The sequence below is a fragment of the Pelobacter seleniigenes DSM 18267 genome, assembly GCF_000711225.1.
In the GTDB taxonomy this organism is placed as follows: domain Bacteria; phylum Desulfobacterota; class Desulfuromonadia; order Desulfuromonadales; family Geopsychrobacteraceae; genus Seleniibacterium; species Seleniibacterium seleniigenes.
On sequence record NZ_JOMG01000004.1, the window covers coordinates 781,642 to 803,649 of the forward strand.

At 53.8% G+C, this 22,008-nt stretch carries 17 protein-coding genes and 1 pseudogene; 8 read left to right on the forward strand and 10 right to left on the reverse strand.

Features of this window, described 5'->3' with window-relative positions; genetic code table 11:
* Positions 1–48: 48 nt before the first annotated feature.
* Positions 49–726, reverse strand: a complete 678-nt coding sequence (locus N909_RS0120575; RefSeq protein WP_029918003.1) for an SDR family NAD(P)-dependent oxidoreductase — start codon at positions 724–726, stop codon at positions 49–51.
* 496 nt (positions 727–1,222) lie between these two features.
* On the opposite strand from N909_RS0120575, the gene N909_RS0120585 reads away from it, so the two are divergent.
* The 5 genes and pseudogenes from N909_RS0120585 (at position 1,223) to N909_RS0120605 (ending at position 6,556) form a co-directional block, all read left to right on the forward strand.
* Positions 1,223–2,242 (forward strand): NAD-dependent epimerase/dehydratase family protein, encoded by a 1,020-nt coding sequence (locus tag N909_RS0120585; protein WP_029918004.1) that lies wholly within the window; start codon positions 1,223–1,225, stop codon positions 2,240–2,242.
* 140 nt (positions 2,243–2,382) lie between these two features.
* A complete protein-coding gene (locus N909_RS0120590) occupies positions 2,383–3,705 on the forward strand; it encodes a hypothetical protein (protein ID WP_029918005.1) in 1,323 nt (440 codons plus the stop codon).
* Between the two features lie 159 nt (positions 3,706–3,864).
* Positions 3,865–4,220: pseudogene (locus N909_RS0120595) on the forward strand (DUF3375 family protein); the annotation flags it as partial.
* Positions 4,214–4,972, forward strand: coding sequence for a Wadjet anti-phage system protein JetD domain-containing protein (locus N909_RS24085; RefSeq protein WP_425415860.1), 759 nt, complete (start codon positions 4,214–4,216; stop codon positions 4,970–4,972). The pseudogene N909_RS0120595 and the gene N909_RS24085, both read left to right, overlap by 7 nt.
* Before the next feature lie 474 nt (positions 4,973–5,446).
* A complete protein-coding gene (locus N909_RS0120605) occupies positions 5,447–6,556 on the forward strand; it encodes an AbrB family transcriptional regulator (protein WP_051689991.1) in 1,110 nt (369 codons plus the stop codon).
* A 139-nt stretch (positions 6,557–6,695) separates the two neighbouring features.
* On the opposite strand, the gene N909_RS26515 is transcribed toward N909_RS0120605, so the two are convergent.
* From N909_RS26515 to N909_RS25820, 3 genes are all read right to left on the reverse strand, one after another.
* The gene (locus N909_RS26515; RefSeq protein ID WP_084167838.1) at positions 6,696–6,986 is read right to left on the reverse strand and encodes a c(7)-type cytochrome triheme domain-containing protein; all 291 of its coding nucleotides are present in this window, start codon (positions 6,984–6,986) and stop codon (positions 6,696–6,698) included.
* Between the two features lie 170 nt (positions 6,987–7,156).
* Positions 7,157–7,444 carry a sll1863 family stress response protein gene (locus N909_RS0120610; protein ID WP_029918008.1) on the reverse strand — a complete coding sequence of 96 codons (288 nt, stop codon included), beginning with the start codon at positions 7,442–7,444 and terminating at the stop codon, positions 7,157–7,159.
* Between the two features lie 101 nt (positions 7,445–7,545).
* On the reverse strand, positions 7,546–7,722 hold the full coding sequence (locus N909_RS25820) for a hypothetical protein (RefSeq protein ID WP_155006021.1): 177 nt from the start codon (positions 7,720–7,722) through the stop codon (positions 7,546–7,548).
* Between the two features lie 378 nt (positions 7,723–8,100).
* On the opposite strand from N909_RS25820, the gene N909_RS0120620 reads away from it, so the two are divergent.
* Positions 8,101–8,829 (forward strand): PRC-barrel domain-containing protein, encoded by a 729-nt coding sequence (locus N909_RS0120620; protein ID WP_029918009.1) that lies wholly within the window; start codon positions 8,101–8,103, stop codon positions 8,827–8,829.
* Positions 8,830–9,124: 295 nt separating this feature from the next.
* Here N909_RS0120620 and N909_RS0120625 read toward each other — a convergent pair whose 3' ends face one another.
* The 3 genes from N909_RS0120625 to hrpB form a co-directional block, all read right to left on the reverse strand.
* Positions 9,125–9,802, reverse strand: coding sequence for a type 1 glutamine amidotransferase domain-containing protein (locus tag N909_RS0120625; protein ID WP_029918010.1), 678 nt, complete (start codon positions 9,800–9,802; stop codon positions 9,125–9,127).
* A gap of 25 nt (positions 9,803–9,827) precedes the next feature.
* Entirely contained in the window at positions 9,828–10,853 is a 1,026-nt protein-coding gene (locus tag N909_RS0120630; RefSeq protein WP_029918011.1) for an NADP-dependent oxidoreductase, read from the reverse strand.
* Between the two features lie 172 nt (positions 10,854–11,025).
* A complete protein-coding gene (gene hrpB / locus N909_RS0120635; RefSeq protein ID WP_029918012.1) occupies positions 11,026–13,512 on the reverse strand; it encodes an ATP-dependent helicase HrpB in 2,487 nt (828 codons plus the stop codon).
* Between the two features lie 158 nt (positions 13,513–13,670).
* Here hrpB and N909_RS0120640 point away from each other — a divergent pair, with 158 nt between their 5' ends.
* Both N909_RS0120640 and N909_RS0120645 read left to right on the forward strand, forming a co-directional pair.
* The gene (locus tag N909_RS0120640) at positions 13,671–14,525 is read left to right on the forward strand and encodes a pirin family protein (RefSeq protein WP_029918013.1); all 855 of its coding nucleotides are present in this window, start codon (positions 13,671–13,673) and stop codon (positions 14,523–14,525) included.
* A gap of 287 nt (positions 14,526–14,812) precedes the next feature.
* A complete protein-coding gene (locus tag N909_RS0120645; RefSeq protein ID WP_029918014.1) occupies positions 14,813–15,358 on the forward strand; it encodes a YaeQ family protein in 546 nt (181 codons plus the stop codon).
* 226 nt (positions 15,359–15,584) lie between these two features.
* On the opposite strand, the gene N909_RS0120650 is transcribed toward N909_RS0120645, so the two are convergent.
* The 3 genes from N909_RS0120650 to N909_RS0120665 form a co-directional block, all read right to left on the reverse strand.
* Positions 15,585–17,573 carry an alpha/beta hydrolase family protein gene (locus N909_RS0120650; RefSeq protein ID WP_029918015.1) on the reverse strand — a complete coding sequence of 663 codons (1,989 nt, stop codon included), beginning with the start codon at positions 17,571–17,573 and terminating at the stop codon, positions 15,585–15,587.
* Positions 17,574–17,997: 424 nt separating this feature from the next.
* Positions 17,998–18,582 (reverse strand): YdbL family probable chaperone protein, encoded by a 585-nt coding sequence (locus N909_RS0120655; protein ID WP_029918016.1) that lies wholly within the window; start codon positions 18,580–18,582, stop codon positions 17,998–18,000.
* A gap of 117 nt (positions 18,583–18,699) precedes the next feature.
* Positions 18,700–21,891 (reverse strand): translocation/assembly module TamB domain-containing protein, encoded by a 3,192-nt coding sequence (locus N909_RS0120665; protein ID WP_029918017.1) that lies wholly within the window; start codon positions 21,889–21,891, stop codon positions 18,700–18,702.
* Between the last annotated feature and the right edge of the window lie 117 nt (positions 21,892–22,008).

Sequence of the window (22,008 nt, forward strand, 5' to 3'; positions counted from 1 at the left end):
TGCGAAAAAGCGAGCCAAGATTGCATGCTGATCAACAGGGACAAGATTTCAATTCGTCGGCATCACCTCAATCTCTCTCACGGTGCTATGGTGGGGAGCATTCAGGGCAAAAACGACCGCGCTTGCAATGTCCGTTGGTTTCAGCTTATCTGGTTTTGGCTCGTCAAAAAACTCGGTGTTGACCATTCCTGGACAGATGATCGTGCAGCGACCTCCCCACTCCTTCATCTCTCTTGCGAGATTATGCCCAAAACCGGAAGCGAACCACTTGGAAGCGCCGTAAACGGAACCAGACAAATAGACTTTACCAGCGACTGAGCTTGTTATAAGAAAATGCCCCTTCGTCTCTCTTAAATGCGGCAATGTCGTCTTTGCGGTATACAAAAGAGCTTTCACATTCAAATCGATCATCTGGTCCCACTCTTTGGGATCGCCATTTTCCATACCCGCTTTGTCTAGACCTTTGCCGGCATTTGCATAGACAGCGTCAATTTTCCCAAACTTCTCAACTGTTGCCTGGACCGCTTTATCAAGTTCTTTTAGCTTAGTGATGTCGGCAGGAATAGCAATGGCGTTGTCCTTTCCGACTTCATCAACAATTTCTTTCAGTTTGCTTTTACGTCTTGCCACCAGTGCGAGTTTATAGCCATTCTTGGCGGCCATAAAAGCAGTTGCGCGACCAATGCCGCTTGAAGCGCCAGTTATCAGTAAAACCTTTTCTTTCATATTTTCTCCAATATTGAAAGTTGATAGGAATTTGCTTTTAAGAGATGCGCCAACGGCGCGGCGGAACCGCTCCTCCCGACCTGCCGTCACCATAGTTCTCCTAAAATTCAGCCCTTCTCTTTATATTACCGCTCTTCGATTGTCCGTCAAATCCACAACCCAGGCAGGTAAACCTTTCAAGCCCAACGGCTCTTAACGGTCATGAAATAGATAAATCTGGGGCAGGCTGAATATTCCGGTTTCAAAAAATAATGAATTTTGCAAAGACATCAGCTGCTGCAACGATGTCCCATATCTAGGTTTGTCCCGATCCTTTTTCACAAGTTTTGCAGAGATTTTTGAAGTAATGAGGCGATCCAACAATTTGTGCTATGATTCGCCGGATCATTCAAAACAAGTTGTTGAAAAAGTCCACCCCTGGCCTCTTTCAAGACCGGTGGAGAAAAGTGAGAGTTTCTCCACCTTTGCAAATTCAGATTCTAAAAAATAGTATGGTGTGCATCAATTGAGTAAAAAGCGAATTTTCATTACAGGGATCGCAGGTTTTTTAGGGAGTCATATAGCGGACAGGTGTCTGGCTGAAGGGTACAGGGTGTCGGGATGTGACAACCTGACGGGTGGCTATCTTGACAATGTTCCGCGTGGTGCTGTGTTTCATCAGGTCGATTGCAATGATTTTGCGTCACTGGCCCCTTTGATGAAAGATGTCGATATCGTCTACCATTGCGCGGCTACAGCTTATGAAGGCCTCTCCGTCTTCAGCCCCCATCTGGTGACCCGGAACGTGGTCACGGCCACCAGTGGCGTTGTTTCCGCGGCGGCGGCCGGAGGGGTGGGGCGCTTTGTGCTCTGCTCGTCCATGGCCAGGTACGGCACAAATAAGGTTCCGTTTACCGAGGATATGGTGCCGGCTCCTCAGGACCCTTACGGTATCGCCAAATGGAGTGCGGAACGGCTGCTGGCCAATATCGCCGAAACCCACGGGATGGAGTGGGTGGTGGCGGTTCCTCACAATATCATCGGGCCACGGCAGCGCTATGACGATCCCTATCGCAACGTGGCCGCTATCTTCATCAACCTGATGTTGCAAGGACGGCAACCCTATATCTACGGGGATGGCAATCAGAAACGCTGCTTCAGTTTTGTCTCTGATGTGGTGGATCCGCTTTTCCTTATGGCGACCAACGACCGTTGTGTCCGGGAGGTGATCAATATTGGCCCCGATGATGAATTTGTGACCATCAACGAGCTTGCCACCATGATCGCTCGGCTTCTTGACTTTGATCTGCAACCGAATCGGATCGATGGTCGTCCCCAGGAGGTTTCCTTTGCCAACTGCAACGCCGACAAAGCCCGGCGCTTGCTCGCTTACCAGCCGAAGGTGAAACTCGAAGAGGGCTTGGTGGTTATGATTGACTGGATAAAATCGCGTGGACCGCGGCCTTTTCTGCATAATGTGGAGTTGGAAATAGCCGGGCCGACTGCGCCGAAAACATGGTCGAAGAAGATCCTGTGATAAGGAGGATATCGGACTTTACATGAATCTGCTACGAAACCGTCTGATCGGCCCATATTCCCGATCCTTTTCGACAAATAGCTATGGCTATTCGCTCTCAAATGATCGAAAATCTGTTCTCGAGCAGCCAATTTCTCGCAATGATCCGCAAAGTCCGACAGCCTCCTATGCTGCTCGATAACGAAACGGAAGGCGCAGGGCTCACACCAAAGGCCGCTACGCTTTTGGCGGAGGCCACGGCATTGGAAGGACGCCTGCATCGGCCCGGAGTGCGCGATGACTATCGCACCCGGCTCGAGCAGGTTGTCTTATTGGCTACCAGTCGGCTGGATAGCGCGGTGGAAAACCGCGAGGTTAAGTTGCTGCAATGGCTGTTGGTTCAGGCTCAGGCGGCCCGGGCCGAGGATGCGCGTTATGGTGCCGGGCAGCTTTCGCGTGGGTCGCAGCGGGCGCCAACCTTGGCAGATTGTGAAGACGGCTGGCAGCGCGTTAAGGAGATCGTTTGCACTGCAGAAGAGTCGGCATTGGAGGCCGCTCGATTTGCCCGGCTACTTGATACCGCCAAAGCGCAAGCGCTGGCCTGCAGAGCTGAGGCTGCTGCAAATGCCGCCAGACAAATCATCACAGAGCGGAACCGCGCCTACACCTTTCATGCCGATCCCGGTTTTTCCTTTGGTGAAGGCTGGTACCTGGCTGCTGCGGCACTGTTTGCCGGCCTTCTCATTCAGATTCGGCCTGGCGCTGTCCAGGAATTGCCGGCCAAGCGCTTCCTTTGCGCTGCCGGCCTAGTAGGCTCCCTGCGCCCATATCGGTCTCGTCCGGCGAGTCCCAAACATCTGACCCACATCATTGCTGAAGCTTTTCATGCCGACGCGCCCACAGCACAACGCACCCTGCGCGCAGCATTTCTGGGCGACGAGTCGCCAGCGGCTTCCTTAAGATCATGGATCGATGGCAAGGTGGGCGGAAACCCTGAACAGAAGGTGCTGCTATGGGTTCGAACGGGTGACCATGATGCCGGGCGCAATACCTGCTTCGATGAATTGCACCAGCTTGCTGAACTGGTATCGGATGCCGGGCTCATGCCCATCTTTTTCGGCGATGCTGTTCCTTTAGAGCTGGTTCCGACACGCGCTGTCAACCTGACCCTGTGCTGGAAAGAACCGCTCTTTCAGGGGCCGGACATGCGCCGAGCTCAACTGCAACTGTTTGAAGAGTTGCGGTGCCGCCACGGTCTGGTGGGACAGCTTGGTGTGACTACGGCCGGCATGGACGGACCGGCGCTGATGGGATTACCCACCCTTTATCTCACCCAGGAACGCAACGTCCGCCTGGGCAAGTGGGTGGGCGCCGTTCCGGGCTATCAGGAAGTCGTGCGCGAACCGGGCTATTTTGACATCATCCGCACCACCCTGCAGCAGTGGCAGCAGTCAGCCCCCGGGCTTGCTGACCGAATCTCTTGAAATTGGCAAGATCGGTTGGAAATACATCGTTTTTATGACAGCGCTGGTTGCAAAGGCTACTTTTGATCAATTCAACAGCCGTGCGCAGAAATGCCGCGTGACTTCAACGGTTACCGGTGATTTGTCTTACAAAAGATTGAATAACATCGAGGGGAAGAAATGGCTCTGGATTACGCCACATTAGAGTTGCTCCGCCAAAATCGTTTGCCTGGCGGTTACTGCGTGCTCAGCATGCGCCGCTGGTGGCCGGTTTTCTGGACCGGGTATTCATTGTGCCCAATGTCCGCAATCTGTCTCAGGCAGATTTGGTCGAGGCTTTAGAAGACGAGCTCTTCACTTTGCGTGAACAACTGGGTGCTGAAGCTTTTCCCGGAACTGCGCAAAGTTATCTTAATGATTGGGCCGACAACGACAAGGGATGGTTGCGGAAATTTTATCCACCCGGGACGGACGAACCATACTTTGACCTGACTCCGGCAACGGAAAAGCGGCGGAGTTGTTTGCTTCTTTGGTTGAACTGATCAGGGAAAAACAGCCTGTTTTAATCCCCTGGCTGGTCAAGCGACCGTTGCGTGCCTTGGCCTTGGCCGAAGATTGGCCGCAACTACTGGATATTGTCGCCTGGTGTTTGACCCATCCTCGGCCCGCGATATATCTGCGACAGATCGATCTGCCGGGTGTTCATACCAAATTGATCGAAGGCCATCGCGGGGTACTGACGGAACTCCTTGACCTTGTCTTGCCTGAGGATTGCATTGATGGGGTGCACACGGGCATCGGCGGCTTCTGCCGGCGGTATGGGTTCATCGACAAACCTGCGCGAGTTCGTTTTCGGGTGTTGGCCGCGAATGTTCGATTGCTGCCAGTCGAAGCAGATCAGGATATCACCCTGACTCAGGCCGCCTTTGCCACCCTTGATCCGCCAGTAGCGAAGGTCTTCATCACTGAAAACGAGGTCAACTTTCTGGCCTTTCCGGAGGTTCCTGATGCACTGGTCATTTTCGGGGCGGGATATGGCTTTGACAACCTTGCCGCCGCCCCTTGGCTGCACCGGAAGAACCTTTATTATTGGGGGGATATCGATACCCATGGTTTTGCCATTCTCAACCAGCTGCGTGGCTTTTTTCCCCACGTGGAATCTTTTCTCATGGATCAGCAGACACTTTTGGCCCATAGATCTCTTTGGGGCGTTGAGGGGCAGCCTGAAACCGGGATGCTTTCCCGATTAAACGCTGAGGAATCAACCCTTTATGATCAACTGCGGTAAAATCACTGGGGAGATCGAGTTCGACTTGAGCAAGAGCGGATAAGGTTCGATTTATTACTTGAGGTCCTGCACGAGTTGGTCTGAAACAATAGGCTTTTTTTATAAGAAGCGGGTGCGGAGTATGGGGTATCATTTTGATGCCTATGATACGTCTTTGGGCGACTACGCGAGTTCACCTTGCAAACCCTTTGCAAAACATGCTACCAATTCTGTCTGTCATTTGTCGAACCAGCCGCCCGGTATCCATGGGCATTATCAAATCAAGACTGGTCTCGACTCTCATTTCGTAATACATGTGAATCAGATCTTCCGCTTCAATATTGCCAGGGCCGTTTGGCACGGCAGGCTTGGGGAAGCTTTTCAATCAGCTTTTCGTTGCCCTGTTACCTCTAACGGCTGAGCAGGTACGCAATTATTTCAAGCCTTTAAAGATCGTTTAAGCTCCTTGATGGCTTGGCCATAGAATTCAATGCAATGATAAACAACAATAAAAAAACTCTATTTCAGTGGTTCTTTCTTTTCGCGCTGTCCTTTGCCCTATTCTTCGGATTTCATCATTTCCGGCTCCCTGCCGCACTTTTGCTTGGGCCGATGCTGGCGGCGATTTTGCTGTCATCCTTTGACCTGACGGTCACCGTCAGCAAGCCGTTGTTTGTGCTTGCCCAGTCATTTGTTGGTATTATGATTGCCGGACAGCTGCCGGTGACCATTTTATCGCAGGTTTCGGTCCACTGGCCAATCTTCCTCAGCGGTGCCCTGTTTACTGTTGTTGCTGCGGCCGTGTTGGGTTGGTTACTGTCCAGATCCGGGCTTTTTTCAGGCAATACGGCAATTTGGGGGACTTCACCCGGTGCGGCAACGGTCATGACCGTCATGTCCGAGTCCTTTGGAGCGGATATCAGGCTGGTGGCGTTGATGCAATACCTGCGGGTTGCCTGCTGCACTTTTTCCGTGACGTTGGTTGCCAAGTACCTCGGGGGGAGCGGCGACCATCCGCCGTCTCCGCACTTTGATCTCTTCACAATCAGCTCAGGCCGTGATTTCCTCTGGACCGCAGCGATTGCCGTTTTGACTTTTGTGTTTTTGCAAAAGGTCAACAAGCAGAGTATGGCTTTTATCCTGCCTATGGTTCTGGGGATAGCCTTCAAAATGCTTGGACTGACACAAATTGTTCTGCCGGGAGCTCTGGTCGCCATCGCCTATACCATTATCGGTTGGAGCATCGGGCTGCGCTTTACCCGGGCAATTCTCCGGCATGCCGCCAAGCTTATGCCTGTCTTATTACTGTCCATTGCCGTGTTGATCGCAGTGAATGCAGCGTTTGGTTTGGTCATCGCCAAATGGGCGGGGACTGATTATCTGACCGCCTTTCTGGCAACCAGCCCGGGTGGCGCGGATTCTGTCGCCATTATTGCAGCATCGACTCCGGTCGATGTCGGTTTTGTGGTGTCGATGCAGATCATCCGGTTTTTTATGGTGATCATTTTAAGCCCGGTGCTGGCTCGCTGGCTTTCCAACCTGAGGCGGAGTTCCGTTGGTGTTGTGGAGTCGCAAGGTATCGAAAGAGATGAGTGTTCCGACTGAATAGTGAAAGTCAACAATCCCAGTAGAAATTAACCGGCCTGCTTGGTCATGCCGTCAGTTCGCTCAGAAAAAATCAGGGTCATCCATATCTGGGATGACCCTGATTCTCTTACTTTTTCAATCTGCTATAAACGAATTGTCAGGGGGAGAGCGATTCCCTCATCCTGACTGGGAACGATGGAGCTGACGGCTCCATCTGGTGGCAGCTCTCACAATCTCCTTCTACGGAAAAAGCCGTGCTCCCCTCATGACAGGTACCGCATGATTCTCCTTCAGACATAGCGTCCATGGTCACCTTTTTATTCTCCGATGGATATCCATATTGCCGATTGGTGCCTTGTTCCCAGAGGCCGATCGCGAATATCACAATACCTGTGCAATCCTCTGGTTCGGTTATTTTTCGACAGCGCTTCAACTTAGTTATTGTCATCCGGAAACTCTGGATGACAATAACTAAGTTTTCAGATTGGGAACGAGAAATTTTCGTTGTGGCAAGGAAATCAAGAGGTTATACGGAGACGTACTTCTTTACGCCGCACAAGAAAACCCGCAGATTGACACCGACACAGCGGAAAAGGGCCGTTTCCGGATGAAAACTAGTTATTTGAAACTTTCGATAACTGCCTGCAAGCGTGCATCAAGATCAGAGATAATCCCTTCAGTGGCGTTTTTGATATCCTCCCAGCTATCCTCACCCTGTTTTTTTATGTCTTCGAGCTTTTCCTGAACCTCAGCTCGCTTCTTTTTTAATTCATCAATAGATTTTTCGTACTGCAGGCGACTCTCTGCTTCTGCCTGGGCGGCCTTTGCATTGAGTTCATCAATTTTGGCATCCCATTTATCGAGATATGCTTCGAGTTTCTTTTGGTAATTTTTTTTGTCAGTCATGTCTGCTCCCCTGAACGAACAAGCCATTCATGGCTTGCGTCATGCGTGGCTTGTTTATGGGTGATCATAGCGAATAAACGGCAAATTTCTGTTTGTTCTAATCAGGGACCGAAACTTTCCTGATGTAATTCGGTTAGGGTGCGCCCACAACATGTGTTGTTTTTTTCTTTTGCCGTTTTCTTGTCATATTTTTTATTGCAGCTTTTGCAGATAAAAGCTGATTTATCTTCAAGTTCTTGAGACGCTTTTGAAAATTTGTCATTGTATTGTTCTGACATATATTCTCCTTTCTTCTTTTTAAAAGTTTAACATGAAGACGGTCTGCGTCAAATGAACTGTTTGTTTCCACTGTCAACGATAAAGAACTTAGGTGAATAAAAGAATTATCTATCGCTAAAATTGATATTATTGAAAAACGCTATCCGCCTGTCGAAAAACGGCCTGCCGAGCCCATGGAGGGGCCATCGAAAGCATTTTTCTCAACCGAGCTTGAATAAGCTCTAGGATGACCTTTGGCCTTTTAGGGCTTTCCAAAATACGGCGTAATCTTTTTGGGCTCTCTGTTTTGTCTCTTAGAGTTTGGGGCTGCTTGTGATGCCACCTGCAAGTTTGTTAAGGTTTAATGAGGGAAGAGACGACAGTAAAGGAGTTGGAAAATGGGTGAACTAAGAAAGTTGAGCGATTTGACAGGTTATAATTTTCAAGCAAGTGATGGAGATATTGGTCGTTTGGAAGAGGTCTATTTCGATGACCAACGCTGGCAGGTTCGTTACCTTGTGGTACGGACCGGAAGTTGGTTGCTGGGCCGACAGGTCTTGCTGCTTCCCGCAGCAGTTGTTGGAATTGATGATAAGAACCATTCCATTCAAGTTGATTTGACCCAACAACAGATCAAGGATGCTCCGCCGGTCGACAGCGAAGAGCCTGTTTCTCGCTATTATCAACAGCAATACCACAGCTATTACGACTGGGAACCATATTGGACGACTGACCCGTTGTTTCAGGCTAACCCTTTGATTTTGCCGCTTAATCAATCGGAAACTACAGAGCCGGAGAACCCACATCTACGCACCAGCGATGAGGTTTCAGGCTACAATCTTGAGGCGGAAGGAGGCTCGGTGGGACACGTTGAGGACTTGATTCTGGATGATCAGACCTGGACAGTCCGTTTCCTGGAAATTGATACGCGTAATTGGCTCCCTGGTCGCCATGTCCTGATTTCACCCGCGTGGGTTGAAAAGATTGATTGGAGCAAACAACGCGTGCAAGTCAAGCTTTCGCATCAACTCGTGAAAAGTGCGCCGGAATATGATTCTTCCCAACTAGTCAGCCGGGAATATCAGCTGGCTCTGTACAAGCACTACGGAAAGGTATTTACCGACTGAGAATTATGATCAAATTTTTATCTCAAGGGCTTTGATTCCCTTTAACCTTAGCGGTTGCCCTTCGGAGTTTCCGGATGGCAACTAACTAATAAGGCTAAGCCTGCGGCGGCACGTCTTGACAGATGATCCGGAATTCATTCAAATATTCACCAACGGGGCACGAGTGACTATGCTGTGGCTCTCCGCGCGTGTTCAACATATCCACCTAAGACACCGCCAATTCCATACGACCACCGCTTTGCAGGCCACCTCCCATGGTTAGCAGGACCGTCATATCCAGGAAATCCGGATTGAATCATGAAAGCTTTGCCAGCAGCGCCTCCGCTGCGGATTCTGACGAAGCAGGGTTTTGTCCCGTGATCAACAGGCCGTCAATGACGACATGAGGTTGCCAGTCCGCCAGCTTCGTATATTTTCCCCCGTTTTCCTTAAGCATATCCTCGACCAGGAAAGGGACGATCTTGGTCAATCCGACGGCTGCTTCCTCACTATTTGCGAAGCCGGTCACCGTTTTGCCTTCCACGACTGGTCTGCCCTCGGGGGTCTTGGGATGGCGTAACACACCAGGAGCGTGACAAACGGCGGCGACTGGTTTTCCAGCAGCCAACAGCGTTTGGATGAGGCTAATGCTAGCCGCATCTTCGGCCAGATCCCAAAGGGGACCATGGCCGCCCGGATAAAAGACAGCGTCAAAATCATTGGCAGAAATATCTGCCAGTTTGAGCGTATTGGCCAAAACTTCCTGGGCCGCCGGATCTGCTTTAAAGCGGTGGGTCGCTTGGGTTTGAAAATCCTCGGTATCGCTTTTGGGATCAAGTGGCGGCTGGCCGCCGAGGGGGGACGCAAGGGTGATTTCAGCACCGGCGTCTTTGAAGACGTAGTAAGGTGCGGCAAATTCTTCTAGCCAGAAACCGGTTTTTTCGCCGCTTTTACCGAGTTTATCGTGTGAGGTCAAAACCATTAATATTTTCATGTTGACTCCTTGCTGAACAGATGCGTCAGTCATTGGCGACTCGAATGACCAACTTGCCGAAATTCTTGCCTTGGAGCAGACCGATAAAGGCCTGCGGCGCGTTTTCAAGCCCATCAACCAGATCTTCGCGGAACTTGATCTTACCCTCTTTGACCCAGTCACTCATCTGGCTGAAAAACTCGTCATAACGATGATTGTAATAGTCAAAGATGATGAATCCCTGCATTTTGATCCGTTTGGTGAGCAATGTGCGAGCCAACAGTCCAAGCCGGTCCGGCCCTTCGGGCAGCGCGGTGTCGTTATAGTGGGCGATCAGCCCACACACAGGAATGCGTGCGGCCGTATTCAATAAAGGTAGAACGGCATCGAACACTTTACCGCCGACGCTTTCGAAGTAGACGTCGATCCCTTTGGGACACGCCAGCGCTAACTGTTTATCGAAATCGGCAGCGTAGTGGTCGATGCAGGCATCAAAGCCTAACTCTTCAGTCGCAAAGCGGCATTTCTTTTCACCACCAGCTACACCAATCACAGTGCACCCCTTGATCTTGGCAATCTGTCCCACGAGCGAGCCGACTGCACCGCTGGCGGCAGCGACAACGACTGTTTCACCTGCTTTTGGTTGACCAATGTCAAGCAGGCCAACATAGGCTGTAAAGCCAGGCATACCGAGAACGCCAAGAGCTAAAGAAGGTTTTGGAATCCGCGGGTCAATTTTGCCGAGATCCGAGCCATCGGAAAGGGCATAATCCTGCCAGCCATTGAAGCTGAGGACCAGATCGCCGTTTTGATAATCTGGATGAAGGGACTTTTCAACGCGTGAAACGGTGCCACCGACCATTTCGGCCCCAACCTCCACCGGTGGGGCGTAGGACGGGGCATCACTCATGCGACCACGCATATATGGATCAAGTGACAGATACAGGGTCCGCAACAAAACCTGCCCCTTCTCAGGAACCGGGATAGCTGTTTTTTCAAGTCTGAAGTTGTTTTCAGTGGGGGCCCCGACTGGACGTGAATTCAGGATGATTTTGCGATTGACGTTCTGCATGATCGTTATCTCTCCTAAAAAAATAAGTGCCGATCTGATTGAACTTTAACCGCTTTGTCAGAAACCAGGATTCAAAGCCGTTCAGTTTTCACTCAAAGCATAACAGGTTTTGTTGCTTATTCATGGTCCAGGCAGGGGAGCGTCTCTTGTTGATCGACAATCATCTATGGGGTCAGAGGCTGTTTTTCAACCGTCTGTTAGTCCGTGCCGTGGCCGGAGCGTTCCAGGGATCGTCCGGCCAGGGGTGTTTAGGGTAGCGGCCGCGCATCTCTTTGCGGACTTCAGGGTAGACCTGGTCCCAGAAATGCTCCAGGTCCCGGGTCACGGCCAGGGGCCTGCCGGCCGGCGAGAGCAGGTGGATCAGTACCGGCAGGCGACCGCCCAGAATGGTCGGGCCCTGGCGCAGGCCGAACAGTTCCTGCAGTTTGGCTGCCAATACCGGAGGACCATCGGTACAATAGTCAAGACGAATGTGCGAGCCGCTGGGGACCTCGATCCGTTCCGGCACCAAATGTTCAAGACGGGAACGCAGTTCCCAGGGGAGCAAGTTCTGTAAGGCGGGAAGGGGATCGAAGCGTTCCAGGGCCGTTCGCGTGGTGATCCCTTCAACATAAGGAGCCAACCACTCTTCCAGCTGGGCTTCCAGGGCGCTCGGACTGAGGTCGGGCCAACCGTCCTCCAACCCGGCCGCGGCGCAGTGGCGAACCCGGGCAAGGAACTGCCGGGTTGCACAAGGCCAGTTCAAACCTTCGATACCAAACTGGCGGATCCCGGCCAACAGGGCCTGAACCTGCTCCTGGCGGGTCGCTTTAAGGGGGCGTTCGCTCAGCGCCAGAGCTCCCAGGCTGACGACTTCTTTCGCTACCACCCGGTCTTCCCGTTCCTCCCAATAAACCTGACGCCGGGGCTGCAATCGCTCGGCAAAGATCTCTTCAAGGGTGGAACGGTCAATCTTGCTGGCGACAATAATGTCCGTTTGATTCTCGCGTTGTTCTAATTCAATGGCAATGAGAAACGGTGGTCGCTTGACCCCGCTGCGCGCGGAGAGCACCGCACCGCTGCCGTCGCTGAGCAGGTAGCGGTCGGTCCCCGGCTCCCTCTGCCGGGCGATGCGGTCTGGCCAGGCTGTGGCCAGCCAGCGACCGATCTGTTCCGGATCCGCGGGCCAGGCTGTTGGCATGCTCTGGCCAAGCAGGCGTTGCAGGTCAGCGGCTGCACGGCGCACTGCCGCGGTGCCGGGCAATGGCGGGCGTTGCGATAATAACTGCCAGCGGGTCTCCAGATCACAAGCGGTGATGCTCTGGGCCGCGGTGGGGGGGAGCAGGTCCCTTTCACTCAGCAGGGCCGCAAGTTCGCAGGCCAGTGCGTCTGCGCCGTCAGTTTCCGCTGCCAGCAGCAGTCGGGCCAGGCGCGGCGGCAAGGGCAGGCGCACCATCCGTTTACCAAGATCGGTCGGCCGGCCATGGCGGTCGAGGGCGCCCAGCTGCTGTAGCAGTTGACCGGCCTGCTCAAGCTGGCTCGGGCTCGGCGGGTCGAGCCAGGTGAGCCGCTCGGGATTGTTTTCGCCCCAACAGGCCAGCTCTAAAAGTAATGGCGCCAGGTCGGCGTTACGGATTTCCGGCGGAGCCTGGGGCAGCAGTTGGTCCTGCTGACCAGTGCTCCACAGCCGGAAGCAATGCCCCGGGCCCAGGCGTCCGGCGCGCCCTTGGCGCTGGGTGGCGCTGGCTGCCGAGATCCGCTTCAGTTCAATTCTGGTGATGCCGCTGCCGAGATCAAAGCGGGGGCGACGCTCCCAGCCGCTGTCGACCACGCTGCTGATGCCGCTGATGGTCAGGCTGGTTTCCGCGATATTGGTGGCCAGCACTACCCGGCGGCGAGGTCCGGGCTCCAAGGCCAGGCGCTGGTCAGCGAAAGGCATGGCGCCAAACAAGGGCCGGACATCGACCTCAGGCAAGCTGTCCAGCTCTTCGGCACAGCGGCGGATTTCACCAGCGCCGGGCAAAAAAGCGAGGATATCACCATCCGTCTCCTGCAGCGCAATCCGTACTCCGGCAGCAACGCTGGCGGCGATACTGCGTTCCTTGGGGTGGGGGAGGTAACGAGTGGTCACCGGGTAGGAGCGTCCGGCGCTGGTCAGCACCGGGCAATTGTGCAGCAGCGCCGCGACCGGTTCCGCATCCAGGGTGGCGGACATCACCAGCAGTTTCAGATCCTCGCGCAGGGCCGCCTGGGTATCGCAACACAGAGCCAGGGCCAGATCGGAATGGAGGTTGCGTTCATGGAATTCATCGAAAATGACCAAGCCGATTCCGGTCAGTTCAGGATCGGCCTGAAGCCGCCGGGTCAGGATCCCTTCAGTGACCACCTCGATACGGGTTGCCCGGGAGCGTTTGCTTTCAAAGCGAACACTGTAGCCGACCCTGTTCCCCACTTTTTCGCCCAGCTGGGCGGCCATGTATTCGGCGGCGTGACGGGCAGCCAGCCGACGCGGTTGCAGCATCAGGATCGATCTATCCTCCAACCAGGGCTCGGCCAGCAGGTCAAGGGGGACGCGGGTGGTTTTCCCGGCGCCGGGCGGGGCCTGCAGAACCACTGCGGTATTCTCTGCCAAGGCCTGGCGCAGTTCGGGAAGGATGATGTCGATGGGTAACGCGTTCATGCCCAGAAAGTAAAGCAGGCGACGGTTTCCTGCAAGATGAAAGTCGGTTGTCGCAATTGCGGAAGGGCTGTTGCTGAAGCGAAATTTTAAAGTGTTTCATTGGCCGGGCAGTTGCTATACTGCCTGCGGCCAATCTGAAATTTTGACAGGAGGAGCTTATGATCAGACGCAGAATCAAACGGATATCAACCAGTGTCCCGACCATGGACGGGGCTGGCGTGCACCTGCGCCGGGCATTCGCCAATAACGAAACAGAGCTTTTTGATCCATTTCTGCTCCTCGATGATTTTCGCTCTGATAATCCGGCTCACTACCAAAAAGGTTTTCCATGGCATCCGCATCGCGGTATCGAAACCATCACCTATGTGCTCAAAGGAGATGTTGAGCATGGTGACAGCCTCGGCAACAAGGGAGATATCAGTGATGGTGATGTTCAGTGGATGACGGCCGGCAGCGGGATCATTCATCAGGAAATGCCCAAGGGTGATCAGCAGGGGCGAATGGATGGTTTCCAGCTCTGGGCCAATCTGCCTGCCGCGCATAAAATGATGCCGCCGCGCTACCGGGATATCACCGCAGCGCAGATACCGACGGTCAAACTGGACGGTGGAGTCGAGATCAAGGTGGTCTGTGGTCGGGTCGGTGAGATTGCCGGGCCGGTCACCGATGTCATGATCGAACCTGAATACCTGGATGTCCGCGTGCCCGCCCATGGAACCTTCCATCACCCGACCCCGTCAGGACATACTGTCTTTGCTTATATATTTGCCGGGGAGGGGCGTTTCGAGGAGGACGACAGCGTCCCCATCGGCGATCATACCCTGGTCCTGTTTGAGGACGGAGAACAGATTCAGGTCGTTGCCGCAGAACAGGAACTGCGGTTTTTGCTGATTTCCGGCAAGCCTCTGGGCGAGCCTATTGCCTGGGGCGGGCCGATCGTGATGAATACTCAGGAAGAGCTGCAACTGGCTTTTGACGAGTTGCGTGACGGCAATTTTATCAAGCATTCCTGAGCTTTTTCGGCCGGCCACAGCGGTTCCGCCACCTGTCGTTCATTGTTGGTCTGGGACCGGTTCTGCCTCATCCGTTCCCAACGGGGATAATGACCTGCGGGGGCTGTTTCCTTGGCAGGCTGGCGGAAAAGCGTCTGTCAGGCCCGCGGCTGAGCGGTTAAAAAGGATTGTGACCCTCTTCACCGAGCGTATTTGAAGCAATCCGCGGGTGGTCTTTTTCAACCCTCCTGTTGGTTTTCTCCAGGTTTTATTCATTTATCAAACAGCTTACAGATAAGGAACCGCTGATGGCCCTGACTGCAACCATCTTTAGAATAAATCTGCAAATTGCCGATATGGATCGCAATTACTATGCGGAGCACCAGTTGACCCTGGCCCGCCACCCATCCGAGACCAATGAACGGATGATGGTGCGGGTCCTCGCCTTCGCCCTGCACGCCGATGAGCGGCTCACCTTTACCAAGGGGTTGTGCGTGGATGACGAGCCGGACTTGTGGAAACGATCATTAACGGAAGAGATCGAGTTGTGGATCGATGTCGGCCTGCCGGATGAACGGCGGGTGCGCAAAGCCTGCAATCGGGCGACTCAGGTTTACCTGTACACTTACGGTGGCCGTGGTGCGGATCTCTGGTGGCAGAAGAACAACGCCAAGTTGCAGCGTTTTGCCAACCTTCATGTCGTTGATGTTCCTGAAGACGCCAGTAAAATGCTTGGCAGTCTGGTCGATCGCAGCATGCAGCTGCAATTTACGATACAGGACGGCGCAATCTGGCTGAGCTGTGGCGAGCAGAGCTGCAGTATAAACCTCAGGGTGAAAAAGGCGCCGGATTGATCAGCAGCCCTTGGTGCTGATCTTTGTTTTCGCCGTGCCGGGGCCGTCCCATTCGCCGTCCGTATTCTGTTGAATAATCTGATCGATTTGTAAGAATGACATGGATTATGCGCTGTTTTCGACAGCCAATGAGAAAAAGCCATACGAACCCCGGGGTGTCTTTCAAGACACCCCGGGGTTCGTTATGGACTGCAGCGAAAAAAATCTGGTTGTCAAGAACCGGAATTTAATACTCCGGGTAGATCTGAATACGATCGCCGGCAACCTTGAATCCGGACGGACTGTAATAACGAGTCAGGTTCCCCCCGGCATCCGTTTCGCTGCTGAAGTGTTTCAGGTAGTTCCAGAGCAGTGGCATCTCTTCATGAATGCAGTTGTGGGACCGGAACAGGTTCTTTCCGACTTTAAAAACCGGGACGTCCATTCCCGCGAATTCCCTGTTCCAGGTCCAGGTATGAAAACGGTCATGCCAGCCGCTCATGGTGTAGCCAGAGCCGTCACCGAGGGCAAGCCCTCCATTTACGTTCAGGAAATAGCCCGCCCAGCTGTCGAGGCTGTTGAATTCCAAATCCCACAGTGAACCACCGAAAGAGGTGATGTCTCCCGCACCATAAATCATGTAGTTCGGGATCATCTCGTAGCTCGCCGGGGTGGTGGGGCCGCTGAAACCGTCGAGCCGGACGTTTCCGTCGGCATCCGGAGCCGACGGGCCGGATGTCGAGGCGACAGCCGCGAAATATTCCGGTTTGGCTACGGCGAAGCTCTGTGTTGCCATACTTCCGGCCGATTGACCCGTGCTGTATATCCGGGCTGGGTCTATGGAGTAATTCGTGGAGACAAAATCGCGTAACTGCTGGAAGAACATGTCATTGTCTCTATGGCTCACGGATACGGAGCTGCTGCTGTACTGCTCGCAGGGAAGCACCAGGATAACCCCTTCTTTGCTGGCGACCTTCCACCAGGCTGTAGCATCGATGAAAACCTTGTCGGTCTGGCTGTTTCCGGCCCATACGAAGAGAACCGGTGCGGCGTCGCCCCAGATGAACCTAGCCGACCTGGGGGCGTATACCATGAACTCCCGGACATAGCCGTTGACCATCATGTTGAAGATTTCAATGCCAAGTTTTTTATAATCGGCCCTTATGACCAGTTGATTGGCATACCCGACTGCGTTTTCGTAGCGTGAATAGAAGTACATGAACTCCTGGATATCGCTCTGGGTGTTTTTGTTCCAGTAGCTGACCGGGCGGTCAAGAATGGCGACTTTTGAAATTGAGCCCATATACGAGGTCATCCAGCGGTTCGAAGGGTCTTTCTGCATGTAAACCATGCCGAAATCCCTGTCTCCGTGCCCTTTGGATTGACAGTCATTGGAGGCTTTCCAGTAGGCGATGCTGGCGGCGGCACTCCTTGCGGGGTTGATATACCAGGTCGGCAACACGGTCTCGGCGTAGGTCAGCTTTTCAAAACCCTCCGGAAACTCGATAACCCCGTAACTTCCATTTTCGCCGCCGTATTCAAGAGCGGCATACTGTTCGATAAATGAGGCGGGAAGTCCTTTCGAATCCAGATAAACCTGACTGATGACCTTGAGCGGATTGGCGACAGCCCAGGCTTCCAGGGCTGGAGCTCCTTTACCATACCCGACGAAATAGTTTTCCCCAAATATGGAAAAATAATTGTTGGAGGCGTAGAAACCCAGGGCGGCGTTCACATAAGCGATTTCTTCTTCGTAACTTCCCCAGCCTCCGGCACCCGGTTCAAGAACGAACAGGCCTTCTCCCCTGTGGTTCGCCATATCGACCCAGCCCGCTTTCCATAAAAACTCCGCCGTGTTCACACCGTCCGGGACGGCGATCACGGTGTAATAGGAGCGGATTGGCGTTTCCGGGGAGATATAGATCTTGGCGGTACGGATGAACCCGTCGACATTAAAGGATTTTTCCCAGTATCCGATCATTTCCGCGGGAAGCCGGTTTGCCCGACTGTAATCGTACTCCGGATAAGGACGATCGTCCAGAGAGCCGGGGGGCTGAAATTTAAAGTGTTTTGAGTGAACGGCGGGGTGGTGGCCATGATCCAGGTGGCTTTTTTTCGATTGACTGTACTGGTAGGGTTTTGCCGAGGCGGTGTTCATGCTCGGGGGAAATAGAGCAAAAACGGTGAATAGATTGATCAGAACCAGGACTTTCAAGATCTTGTTCATCTTTGACATTTTTTGCCTCCCTGACATCCAATTGAATATGGAACTGCGACTCAAACAATCCTCAGGAATAAAATAATACCTCCTTTCTGGCGATTATCCTACTTGTTGGGATGGTGAATTGAAGAGTGATATAAATCAGTATTGATTGCTTTTTGAAATATTCAACTCAAAACGATGTTATTTTTAAATAATAATGAAGTTCTAAAATTATAAACGGCGAAAGACGGAGAGGGGCCGGGACAAGCCGGGCAGCAGGACCGGGGCGCAAAGACGAGTGCGGGCGCCGGGTAAAACAGGCGGCTTCTCCCATGATTGTTCGGACAGAGGGGGGCGTGGCGTGCATACCGGGCCGCTCAGGACAGGCCGTTCCCGGTTCTAGACCGCCGGCACCCGGAAGGAATGCCGGCGGTTTCTCAGTGACATGGTTAGTGTTCTATTTCTGCTTCCAACCCCCGTCGGGGCTTTCCATGTACCAGCCTTTCTGAGCCTGATCCCGCCAGGAGTCGGCAAAGATGCTCTGCACTTCGTCAGCTTTATCGGGAAAATTATTGGCCTTGGCAATCTCCCGGTAGAGGCGCAGGCGATCGTCATTTTCCGCCTTAACCAACTGATTGAGTTGTCCTTTCTGCTTCAGGGACAGCCCTTCCGTGGTGCGTACCTTGAGCAGGCCGTCGTGACCTAAGCCCACATTGCCGGAGTTGAGCAGTTCGATGAGCTGGCCGGCGCGCTGTTTGATGGAGTCCTTGATCGCTCGGATCGCCGGGGTGCTGACGTTGATATCCTGGGCGGCATAGGCGGCGGTGGGTAACAACAGTTGGTAAAAGCCACTCCCCGGTGGCTGATTGGCGGGCGGGGCGGGGTTGTTATCTCCGCCGGTCGGCTTTTCACCCCAGACCTCGTTGACGATCTTATCGGCGGCACCACGCATCTCTTCCGCCGGAAAATAGATGTTGATGGTCACGCAGGAAAATACTGCCAGGGTCAACATCAGGCTGAAACTGCGAAGGACAGTTTTCATTTTTTTTCTCCTTGAGCTGGTTGTTGAAATGTCCATCCAAAAACTTTTTCTGCCCGGCCGACAACTGGTGATTGTCGCGACCGGGCCAGAGACTGCTTGAGACATCCGGCACAGTTTTTACCCGCCCGTTCCCGTGGGAGCCGTGTCATTAGCGGTTTTGCCGCTGGTGCGATCGATCCGGCTGAGCCGTTTGAGCATTTCCTTAAAGGAAATGGTCGGGGTGCTGATGGTGATATCGATACGCGGTGGCAACAAGGCTCCATACACCAGATAGCGTTTCGAATCAGGCAGCGCCGTGCCGATCAGGGTAAAGGTATCATTGACCAGCGAGCAGTCGAAGGCGATTTTTCGATACCGGTAAAAATCGATGAACCGGTAAATGCCTCGGGACAGAGCTGCTGAAATCCCCCCCTGACTGAGGATGCTGATATTATTCAAGGCCTTGACGCTGATGTTGCGGGTTCCGGCCGTGCGGGTGGAAACCGAGGCGACAAAAGCCGCCGGGGTGGCGCCGTACAGCTGCAGGCCATGAATATATCCGTCAAGTATGCCATTCATTTCGCCAAAGTCGAAGGTCCGGGTCGCCTGTTGCAGGTCGAGACCGTCAAAATCGATGTCCGCAAAAAAAGTCGGATGGCTGGAAAAGGGTTGGCTTAAGCGCATATTGCCGATTTGAAAGCGGCCGTCGAAAACGTTGATACCGGCGACTCCAGCTGTGCTGAGTTCCCGGTTACTGTAACGGATTTTGCCGAGGTCGGCACTCAGACTGCCCTGCATGACAGGCAGTCCCAGCTCCCGGGTCAGACTCTCCAGGTTGACCCCGACGATGTTGATGGTCAGCTCCCCCTGCGGCAGATCGTCATTCCAGGCCAGGGCGACATCCTCAATGGCCAGGGTTCCGTCAGCCAGCTGCAAACGCAGGGCAGAGGGCAGCGCGATTCGGTTGCGCTCGGCAAGAATTTCAACACGGGCCTGCTCCAGCCGGGCTGGACCGAGGACCAGAGACTGGACGCTGATGGCTCCCTGTTGCCGGGAAGGGGCGTTGGCCTCTGCGAGAGTGCCGCGGCCAACAATGAAGGGCAGGGCGCCGTGACCATCAGCAATGACGATTCGATCATTGTTCCACCGGGCGTTGAGCGCGCTGAGCTTGAGAGTTCCAGCAACCAGCCAGCCCGTGGCTTGACTTTGCAACTGAACGTCGAGCGCTGCAGCTCCGGAAAGATCCAGGGCGGTCAGCTGTGGCCAGGTTCCTTCCAGTAATGGTTGAATAGTTTTTTTATAACTATTTGTCATATCGTAAAATTCTATGTTGAACTTTGTTTTGAGAAGCTGTCCTCCGAGCCGTCCCTGGGCCGATAACCTGGCTACCTGTGGCAGTTCGATTTGCAGGGATTTTGCAGTCAGTTCCATGTCGATCAGATCGGCCCGACCCTGCAAGGAGAAGTTTGCCTGCTGCTGGGACAAGTCGGCATAGAAAACCCCGGCAAGAACTTCGCGGACGCGGAGACTGCCGTTCAGGTCAAGGTCGATGTCCTGCACCGGCCAGTCTCCGGTGATCGTGCCGGCGACGGAGAGAGCAGCGGCCCCGACTCCGGACAGGCCGTCCGCCGAGTTGTAATTGAGGTCGTCGACTGAAAACCGGGTCAGCTGAATGGAATAGCCGGAACCGGACATGTCCGCCGTTGCCGTGACCCCGAGTCTTCCGTTCAGAACTGCGCCATAAGCGACTTCGCTAGTCGCTGATAACTCTCTGAAATTGAGCTGGTCAGCGGTTATTCGCAGCTGCGACCGGCCGGTCAGCTTCCTCAGCGTGAGCCCGGCCAGGACAGCTTTATCGAGGTTGATTCCAATTTGGCCGGTCCAGCCGGATTGAGTTGCAGTGAATCGTCCTTGCACGTTGATGCCGCTGGCTTCCCGGATCTCAGCCGGGATGCGTTCCGGTGGAAGCACTTGATTGATGACTGTCAGCTCAGCAATTTGCAGGGATGCTTTGATATCCTGAAATGTTCCCGAAGCGGTCAGCAGAGGGTGGCTGGCCTGGGCCAATACGAGGGAGAAAGTCTCCTTGCCATCCTGCAGCGCCAGCTTGAGCTGTCCGCTGATGGTGCTGATATTGAACAGGTCGGCGGTGTTGCGTTCATTATCAGGCGTTCCCTGCAGGGTGGTACTGAGTTCCAGGTGGTTCCCGGCCAGGGAAAAGTCTGCTTTCAGTTGCAGGCCGCCACTTATTTTCAGGTCCGCGCCACCGAACAAAGCCTGTTTGAGCCTACCGGGGTCAGGACTGCGCAGTTTTGCCGTGCCGGTCAACCGGTTGCGGTTGTCGAGACTCGTGGTAAAGGACAACGCCGTCTGCGCCGGTCCGCTGAGCTGACCGTTGATATCCCAACCCTGCGCACTCTGGGTGACAACCGCAGCGAGGTCGGAAAATGGTCCGCTGAACTGCTTCCAGGCCAGTTTTCCGGTGGCTACCGCCAGTTTCAGTTGGATGCTGTTGTTGTGTAGTGTAAAGCCTATTTTCACCCTGTTCAGGGAAAAACTCAGTTCTTTGGGGAGGGGTGTCGGCTGGCCCAAAGCGCTGAACAGCTCCTGTAGCTGCCTGCTGTCGAAATCTACCAGGGTAAAGCGGGTTTCCTGGAGGTCAATCCCGTCATCAGCCAGGGCCAATGTCAGAGGTGCTGTGAGGATGGGTTGCTCCAGCCAGGTCAGGCTCTGTATGGTCAGGGCCGCAGTGGGGGTGAGCTGCAGTTCCCCGGTTATGGAGAAAGGCTGCTGGTCTTGATCCGTGTGGCCGAAAGTGCCGGTCAGGCTGAACGGGCTATGCAAGTCCAGGGAACCGCTGACGTTGAGCTGCTGAAACTGGACGCTGTGGGATGGTGTATTGATTTGCAGCCGGCCATCGGTTATGCGGATCAGCGCAATTGTCAAGGGTGGGCGGATGGGCAATTGCCGGGCAGACGTTGCGCTCTGCCCTTGATCTGCCGGCAAGGTCAGCCGCAGGCGGGGTTTGCTGATAAGTAATTTATCAAGGCGGCGTTGCCAGAGCGAGGTCAGGCTGAAATCGATCCTCAGCTGAGCGATTTCAATATTGCCCTGGGCAGTGGAGATCTCCAGGTCAAGGGCTTCCAGCCCCTGATCCGTGCGCTGGAGGCGCGCGATGCTGACCTGGCCGTCGAGCAGGGTTGCTGCCAGTTTCTCCAGCTGTGGGCGGGCGATCCCGTTCAGCAGCTGATCCGCATAAATCCAGCCGATGCCACCGAGCAGAAGAATGACCAGTAGCGTCAAACCGATCCAGAGAGTGAACTTTTTCATAGGGCGTCGATTTCCAGGACGGCAGCATTATCTGAAAAAATTTTATCATCAGATGCTGTCATTGTGTTTTTTCCCGGTGGTAGACCCAAATATAATTCAGAATCATGTCGCCCGATA

Bases quoted from the DNA above. Each gene is read 5' to 3' on its own strand.
- N909_RS0120610 (WP_029918008.1), bottom strand. From the start codon at position 7,444: ATGACTGACAAAAAAAATTACCAAAAGAAACTCGAAGCATATCTCGAT.
- N909_RS0120590 (WP_029918005.1), top strand. From the start codon at position 2,383: ATGATCCGCAAAGTCCGACAGCCTCCTATGCTGCTCGATAACGAAACG.
- N909_RS0120575 (WP_029918003.1), bottom strand. From the start codon at position 726: ATGAAAGAAAAGGTTTTACTGATAACTGGCGCTTCAAGCGGCATTGGT.
- N909_RS0120605 (WP_051689991.1), top strand. From the start codon at position 5,447: ATGATAAACAACAATAAAAAAACTCTATTTCAGTGGTTCTTTCTTTTC.
- N909_RS0120655 (WP_029918016.1), bottom strand. From the start codon at position 18,582: ATGAAAACTGTCCTTCGCAGTTTCAGCCTGATGTTGACCCTGGCAGTA.
- N909_RS0120665 (WP_029918017.1), bottom strand. From the start codon at position 21,891: ATGAAAAAGTTCACTCTCTGGATCGGTTTGACGCTACTGGTCATTCTT.
- N909_RS0120620 (WP_029918009.1), top strand. From the start codon at position 8,101: ATGGGTGAACTAAGAAAGTTGAGCGATTTGACAGGTTATAATTTTCAA.
- N909_RS0120650 (WP_029918015.1), bottom strand. From the start codon at position 17,573: ATGTCAAAGATGAACAAGATCTTGAAAGTCCTGGTTCTGATCAATCTA.
- N909_RS0120630 (WP_029918011.1), bottom strand. From the start codon at position 10,853: ATGCAGAACGTCAATCGCAAAATCATCCTGAATTCACGTCCAGTCGGG.
- N909_RS26515 (WP_084167838.1), bottom strand. From the start codon at position 6,986: ATGACAATAACTAAGTTGAAGCGCTGTCGAAAAATAACCGAACCAGAG.
- N909_RS0120645 (WP_029918014.1), top strand. From the start codon at position 14,813: ATGGCCCTGACTGCAACCATCTTTAGAATAAATCTGCAAATTGCCGAT.
- N909_RS0120625 (WP_029918010.1), bottom strand. From the start codon at position 9,802: ATGAAAATATTAATGGTTTTGACCTCACACGATAAACTCGGTAAAAGC.
- N909_RS25820 (WP_155006021.1), bottom strand. From the start codon at position 7,722: ATGTCAGAACAATACAATGACAAATTTTCAAAAGCGTCTCAAGAACTT.
- N909_RS0120640 (WP_029918013.1), top strand. From the start codon at position 13,671: ATGATCAGACGCAGAATCAAACGGATATCAACCAGTGTCCCGACCATG.
- hrpB (WP_029918012.1), bottom strand. From the start codon at position 13,512: ATGAACGCGTTACCCATCGACATCATCCTTCCCGAACTGCGCCAGGCC.